Below are 6407 nucleotides of genomic sequence, written 5' to 3'. Positions count from 1 at the left end.
GCTCAAAACACTGTTTTGAGGTTGCAGATAGAACTGACGAAGTCAGCTCAAAACACTGTTTTGAGGTTGCAGATAGAACTGACGAAGTCAGTAACATCTATACGGCAAGGCGACGTTGACGCGGTTTGAAGAGATTTTTAAAGAGTATGAAACGAAAAGGAGGTTGGTCATTGTACCAGCCTCCTTTTGATATGATATAATAGTTCTATGAGATTAGATAAATTTTTAGTTGCCTGTGCGGTGGGAAGTCGGACTGAGGTCAAAAACTTGCTCAAGGCTGGGCGCGTGACGGTAAATGGTAAAAAAGAAAAATCAGCTAAATTGCAGATTGATGAAGAAAGAGATGAGATTCGCTTTGATGGGCAAGTGTTGGAGTATGAAGAGTTTGTCTACTACATGATGAACAAGCCCCAAGGAGTTATCTCAGCGACTGAGGATCCTAAGCACAGAACCGTTCTGGACTTGTTGGATGATATTGCCCGGAGCAAGGAAGTTTTCCCAGTAGGGCGATTGGATATCGATACGCATGGACTCCTGCTCCTGACCAATGACGGTCAGCTTGCTCATGCTCTTCTTTCACCTAAGCGTCATGTGGATAAGACTTATATGGCTCAGGTTAAGGGAATTATGACCCAAGAAGACGTGGAGACATTTGCTGAGGGCATTCCGCTCAAAGACTTTACCTGTCAGCCCGCTAGACTGGAGATTGTGTCCATAAATCCAGAAAAGAATCAAAGCCAAATCCGTGTGACCATTGCAGAAGGGAAGTTTCATCAGGTTAAGCGTATGGTGGGCTACTGTGGCAAGGAAGTAATAGACTTGCAACGTTTGACTATGGGAACTCTAGTATTGGATGAGAACTTGCAGCGAGGAGAATGGCGTCGCTTGACCAAGGAAGAATTAGAGGTTCTCCTTGCAAGTATTGCTTAGTTTGGTTTATTTTCGAAAAGGTGAGGAAGAATATCCTTGCCTTTTATGTTTTTCAGTTGCTTCCTTTGAGAAAAGAGTTATAATAGACTGTAGAATAAAAGGAGGAATCTATGAACGCGATTCAAGAATCATTTACTGATAAACTATTTGCCAATTATGAAGCAAATGTAAAATACCAAGCGATTGAAAATGCTGCCAGCAACAATGGAATTTTTGCAGCCCTAGAACGTCGCCAAAGTCATGTAGACAACACACCTGTTTTCTCATTGGATTTGACCAAGGACAAGGTAACCAACCAGAAAGCGTCTGGTCGTTGCTGGATGTTTGCGGCTCTCAACACTTTCCGCCACAAGCTCATCTCACAATACAAACTAGAAAATTTTGAGTTATCACAGGCCCACACATTCTTCTGGGACAAGTATGAGAAATCCAACTGGTTCTTGGAGCAAGTCATTGCGACTGCAGACCAAGACTTGACGAGTCGTAAGGTTAAATTCCTACTTCAAACACCTCAACAAGATGGTGGTCAATGGGATATGGTCGTTTCTCTCTTTGAAAAATACGGTGTCGTGCCTAAGTCAGTTTACCCTGAGTCAGTTTCATCTAGTAGCAGTCGTGAGCTAAATGCCATTCTCAACAAATTGCTTCGTCAAGATGCTCAAATTTTGCGTGACTTGCTTGCTTCTGGTGCAGACCAAGCGACTGTTCAATCTAAGAAAGAAGACCTCTTGCAAGAAATCTTTAACTTTCTTGCTATGTCACTAGGCCTTCCACCACGTAAATTTGACTTTGCTTATCGCGATAAAGATAACAACTACCTAAGCGAAAAAGGTATCACACCACAAGAGTTTTACAAGAAATATGTTAATCTTCCACTAGAAGACTACGTTTCTGTTATCAATGCTCCAACTGCTGACAAACCTTACGGAAAATCTTACACAGTTGAGATGTTGGGGAATGTGGTTGGTAGCCGTGCAGTTCGCTACATCAACGTACCGATGGAGCGCTTGAAAGAGTTGGCAATTGCTCAAATGCAAGCAGGAGAGACTGTTTGGTTTGGTTCTGATGTTGGTCAGCTCAGCAACCGTAAAGCTGGAATCCTTGCGACAGATGTTTATGACTTTGAATCAAGCATGGATATTCAACTCACTCAAGACAAGGCTGGACGTTTGGACTACAGCGAAAGCTTAATGACCCACGCTATGGTATTGACAGGTGTTGACTTGGATGAAAATGGTAAGTCAACCAAGTGGAAGGTTGAAAACTCATGGGGAGACAAGGTCGGTACAGATGGTTACTTTGTTGCCTCAGACGCTTGGATGGACGAGTACACTTATCAAATCGTTGTTCGCAAAGAATTGCTGACAGCAGAAGAACAAGCTGCCTATGAAGCAGAACCAATTGTACTCGCACCATGGGATCCAATGGGTGCCTTGGCTGAATAAAAGTATAGAAAAAAGGAATCAGGTTTAGAATCTGGTTCCTTTTAAGTTGCTTGATTACATGATGTGAAGAACATGTGCCACAATACCCACTGCGAATAGTGCAAGGATAATAGTGATTGGAGATACTTTTTTCTTAAGCAAGTACATGCAAAGGAAAGTAAGGAGTAGTCCTGATAGTCCAGGAATCAACATATCCAAGTTTTGTTGGAAAGTAGTAACTTTTTCAGATGTTTGAGATAATCCTTGTCCTACTTGTGCGAATGCTTCTTGGATACCTTTAGATCCTTCTGGCAATTTATCCCAATGGATATAAGCCTTTTCATCTAGTTGAACTTTGGCAACATCGAAAGCAAATTTAATATTTACCCAACGTTGAACAAGGACAGCAAGAATGAACATACCAAGGATAGAAGCACCTTTAGTGATGTCTTGAAGGATACCACCAGACATGTCTTTAGTGATTTCTGATCCAGCCTTGTATCCAATCTCTTGTGTATACCACAAGAATGACATACGAATCAAGTTCCAAAGAACGAAGAAGAGGATTGGACCTAAGATATTACCAGTAAGGGCAAGTGAAGCACCGAGTGATCCAAGGATTGGGCGTACTGTAAACCAGAATACTGGGTCACCGATACCAGCAAGAGGTCCCATCATACCGATTTTAACCCCTTGGATAGCGGCATCATCGATTTCAACACCGTTAGCACGTTCTTCTTCAAGTGCAAGAGTAACCCCCATGATTGGAGCGGCTACGTATGGGTGAGTGTTGAAGAACTCAAGATGGCGTTCAAGAGCAGCGATTTGATCTTCTTTTTTAGTGTAGAGTTTTTTAAGAGCTGGAATTAATGAGTAAGCCCAACCCAAGTTTTGCATACGTTCATAGTTCCAAGAACCTTGTAAGAAAGTTGAACGCCACCAAACTTTTTTACGATCTGATTTAGTTAATTGAAGTTTTTCAGTCATGATGTTTTCAGTCCTTTCTTATCTTAGTAGTCTTCTAGGATATCGCCGATTGGGTCGTTAGAAGTTGCGGCTCCTCCGCCACCATTTCCACCAGTTTTAGAAAGGTGAAGGTAGATAAGAGCGATAGCAACACCGATAGCACCAAATCCGATTAGAGTAATATCTGACACGGCAGCAAGCACGAAACCGATAGCGAAGAATGGCCATACTTCACGAGTTGCCATCATGTTGATAACCATGGCGTAACCAACGGCAACGACCATACCACCACCGATAGCCATACCGTCTTTGAGCCAATCAGGCATAGCATTTAGAATGCTTTGTACGGTTTCAGTTGGTACCATTAGAAGGAGTGCTGCAGGGACTGCAATACGAAGACCTTGAAGAAGAAGTGCGACAAAGTGAGCACGTTCAACTGCTTTGAAGTCACCTTTTTTAGCAGAAGCATCAGCAGTGTGAACCAATCCGACAGAGAGTGTACGGACAATCATAGTCAAGAATAGACCAGCAACTGCAAGAGGGATAGCAACCGCTTGGGCAACACCGATACCTGTCTTAGTAAAGTCGCCACCAAGAACCATGATAATGGCAGCAGCAACAGAAGCAAGAGCAGCGTCAGGAGCTACGGCAGCTCCGATGTTAGCCCAACCAAGGGCAATCATTTGAAGAGAACCACCAAGGATAATCCCTGCTTCTAAGTGACCTGTTACAAGCCCAATAAGAGTACAAGCTACAAGTGGTTGATGGAATTGGAACTGGTCGAGGATACCTTCAAGACCTGCTAGGAAGGCTACAACGACTACTAAAACCATAGAAATAATAGACATCTTTAAAATCCTTTCATAAAATCGATTATTGTACGTTTGCTTTATTGATCAAGTCAAACAAATCTTTTTTGGTGTCGTTTGGTACTTTACGTACGTCAAATTCAACACCGAGGTCACGCATTTTTTCAAATGTAGCAACATCTTCTTTGTCCATAGACAAAACGTTGTTGACCATTGTTTTACCTGTTGAGTGAGCCATAGAACCAACGTTAAGAGTCTTGATTGGCACGCCACCTTCGATAGCACGAAGGGCATCTTGAGGTGTTTCAAACAAGATAAGGGCATGTGTTTCTCCGAAACGTGGATCTTTTGAAACCTCAATCAGTTTTTGAATTGGAACCACGTTAGCCTTGACATTACCTGGAGCCGCTTGTTTAATGAGCTCTTTACGAAGGTCGTCTTTAGCCACGGTATCTGAAGCAACGATGATACGATTTGCTTTTGAATCTGGAGTCCAAGCAGTTGCAACCTGACCGTGAAGTAAACGAGTGTCCAGACGGGCAAGGTTAATCTTGAGTTTACCGTCTCCGATAACAGTTCCTTCTGGGATAGCAACTTGGGCAACTGGAGCAGCTGCAGCGCTTGCTACTTCCTCAACTGGATTTAGCTCTTCTGGAAGAGCTTTGATGCCATCTTTGGCTTCTTTAATAATATTCGCAGCGACTTTTTCTACACCTGCAGCAGCGTCCATGAGGCGCTCTGTATAGGCTTGAATCAACATCGGTAAATTAAGTCCTGTGATGATGGCAAACTTACGTTCGGGATTTTCTCCCATCACGCGACTAGCTTGGTTGAATGGAGATCCACTCCAAAGGTCAGCCAAAACTAGAACCTCATCTTCTGCGTCAAATGCAGCAACAGCGTTATTAAACTTAGCGTATAGATCATCAGGACCTTCATTTGGCATAAAGGTTACAACTTGAACCTTTTCTTGTTCACCAAAGATCATAGATCCTGACTGATGAATACCCGCAGCAAATTCGCCGTGGCTCGCAATAATGATTCCGATACTCATTATTGTCATTCCTCCTTTTTTGTTTTAGTTTTCGTTTAAGAAAACTTTAAGACTTTTTAAGTATAAACCGTTTTCATCTAAAAATCAACTATTTATCATAAAATAATTAAAAAGATTACATCTAAAAATATTGATATATTGAGTTTTAGAGAAGTTTTTTTGAATCCTTATTTAAAAATTTAATATAAAAAAGTTGGAAGAAGCTTCCAACTTTTAAAATAGGTTTCTATTAGATTAGTGGGTGAAGTCGAGTACCATACGTCCTTGGATTTGCCCTTTTTCCATTTCGTCGAAAATGGCTACGGCATCTTCTATTGGACGTTTTTGAACAACTGGAACTACTAAACCTTCTGCACCGAATTGGAAGGCTTCTTCCAAGTCTTTACGAGTTCCTACAAGAGAACCGATGACTTGGATTCCATCGAGGACTGTTTTAACGATGCTGAGTTCCATCATTTCAGAAGGAAGACCGACAGCGACGACGCGACCACCAGCACGAACGGAGTCAACAGCCTGGTTGAAGGCAACTTTAGATACAGCAGTTACGACAGCTGAATGAGCTCCTCCATCAGTTTTTTCTCTGATGAGTCCTGGTACATCATCAACTTCTAGGCCGTTAATAACGACATCAGCACCGACTTCCTTTGCAAGGGCAAGTTTGTCGTTGTTGATATCAACTGCGATGACATGAGCATTGAATACTTTTTTAGCGTATTGAACAGCTAGGTTACCAAGTCCACCAGCACCGTAAAGAACAACCCATTGACCTGGTTCAACTTTTGCTTCTTTTATAGCTTTATAGGTTGTTACACCAGCACATGTGATAGAAGAGGCTTGGGCTGGATCAAGTCCGTCAGGAACTTTAACAGCATAGTCTGCAGTTACGATACACTGTTCAGCCATACCACCGTCTACTGAGTAGCCAGCATTTTTTACTGTACGGCAAAGGGTTTCGCGACCAGTTGTACAGTATTCGCAAGTACCACATCCTTCAAAGAACCAAGCAACGCTGACGCGGTCACCGACTTTAAGGCTTTTCACATCTGGGGCAATTTCTTTAACGATACCGACACCTTCGTGGCCAAGAACACGTCCTGGTACTTGACCAAAGTCACCATGAGCAACGTGGAGGTCAGTGTGGCAAACACCACAGTATTCAATTTCTACAAGTGCTTCCCCAGTTTCAAGTGGACGGAGTACTTTTTCTTCAACAGCAACACCAGT

6 protein-coding genes are annotated in these 6407 nt (G+C 42.5%); 2 read left to right on the top strand and 4 right to left on the bottom strand.

Translation table 11 applies throughout. The features are described from left to right. Positions 1–207: 207 nt before the first annotated feature. Both SMIDD26_RS08915 and pepC read left to right on the top strand, forming a co-directional pair. Positions 208–930 (top strand): pseudouridine synthase, encoded by a 723-nt coding sequence (locus SMIDD26_RS08915; protein WP_061439870.1) that lies wholly within the window; start codon positions 208–210, stop codon positions 928–930. A 110-nt stretch (positions 931–1040) separates the two neighbouring features. After that, the gene (gene pepC, locus SMIDD26_RS08905) at positions 1041–2375 is read left to right on the top strand and encodes an aminopeptidase C (protein ID WP_061439869.1); all 1335 of its coding nucleotides are present in this window, start codon (positions 1041–1043) and stop codon (positions 2373–2375) included. A gap of 54 nt (positions 2376–2429) precedes the next feature. Here pepC and SMIDD26_RS08900 read toward each other — a convergent pair whose 3' ends face one another. From SMIDD26_RS08900 to adhP, 4 genes are all read right to left on the bottom strand, one after another. Beyond that, complete coding sequence (locus SMIDD26_RS08900; protein WP_000136865.1) at positions 2430–3341, bottom strand: PTS system mannose/fructose/sorbose family transporter subunit IID; 912 nt, start codon at positions 3339–3341, stop codon at positions 2430–2432. Positions 3342–3364: 23 nt separating this feature from the next. Then, a complete protein-coding gene (locus SMIDD26_RS08895) occupies positions 3365–4168 on the bottom strand; it encodes a PTS mannose/fructose/sorbose transporter subunit IIC (protein ID WP_061439868.1) in 804 nt (267 codons plus the stop codon). A gap of 25 nt (positions 4169–4193) precedes the next feature. Then, the gene (locus SMIDD26_RS08890) at positions 4194–5183 is read right to left on the bottom strand and encodes a PTS sugar transporter subunit IIB (protein ID WP_061439867.1); all 990 of its coding nucleotides are present in this window, start codon (positions 5181–5183) and stop codon (positions 4194–4196) included. Between the two features lie 234 nt (positions 5184–5417). Continuing rightward, positions 5418–6407, bottom strand: a 990-nt coding sequence (gene adhP / locus SMIDD26_RS08885; RefSeq protein WP_061439866.1) for an alcohol dehydrogenase AdhP, incomplete at its 5' end; no start/stop codon positions are given.

This window comes from Streptococcus mitis (assembly GCF_001579035.1).
Lineage (GTDB): Bacteria > Bacillota > Bacilli > Lactobacillales > Streptococcaceae > Streptococcus > Streptococcus mitis_J.
The sequence above is the reverse complement of the archived record's forward strand: the minus strand, read 5'-3'. Positions and strand labels throughout refer to the sequence as shown.

What these genes read in the sequence shown, in the direction of transcription:
- SMIDD26_RS08900 (WP_000136865.1), bottom strand. Translation starts at nt 3,341, where the DNA reads ATGACTGAAAAACTTCAATTAACTAAATCAGATCGTAAAAAAGTTTGG.
- SMIDD26_RS08895 (WP_061439868.1), bottom strand. Translation starts at nt 4,168, where the DNA reads ATGTCTATTATTTCTATGGTTTTAGTAGTCGTTGTAGCCTTCCTAGCA.
- pepC (WP_061439869.1), top strand. Translation starts at nt 1,041, where the DNA reads ATGAACGCGATTCAAGAATCATTTACTGATAAACTATTTGCCAATTAT.
- SMIDD26_RS08915 (WP_061439870.1), top strand. Translation starts at nt 208, where the DNA reads ATGAGATTAGATAAATTTTTAGTTGCCTGTGCGGTGGGAAGTCGGACT.
- SMIDD26_RS08890 (WP_061439867.1), bottom strand. Translation starts at nt 5,183, where the DNA reads ATGAGTATCGGAATCATTATTGCGAGCCACGGCGAATTTGCTGCGGGT.